General features: G+C 64.8%; 1 rRNA gene. It reads left to right on the forward strand.

The window, feature by feature from the left end:
• Nucleotides 1–194: 194 nt before the first annotated feature.
• Nucleotides 195–287: ribosomal RNA gene (gene rrf, locus J3481_RS14500) — 5S ribosomal RNA — on the forward strand; the annotation flags it as partial.

Genomic DNA, 287 nt, shown 5'->3' on the forward strand with positions numbered 1-287 from the left:
CCTGGAAGGCTCCCTATGCACGGTGGCAAGGGCCAAGCTGAGCCTGAAGCGAAGCGAGACGTGCGCGGGCGCGTAAAGCCAGCGACTCGCCACGAAGACTTCGCAAACGGGCATCCGAGGCGTAGTGAATCGCGAGCGAGGAGATCTGCAGGCCGAAGGCCGAAGCCCTCCGAGCGAGCGATGAACGCAGCCGGTCTGGTGACCACAGCGGAGGGGCAACACCCGTACCCATCCCGAACACGGACGTGAAGACCTCCAGCGCCGAGAATACTGGGAGGGAAGCCTCC

Origin of the sequence: Alicyclobacillus fructus, from assembly GCF_017329605.1 — a bacterium.
In the GTDB taxonomy this organism is placed as follows: Bacteria; Bacillota; Bacilli; order Alicyclobacillales; family Alicyclobacillaceae; genus Alicyclobacillus; species Alicyclobacillus fructus.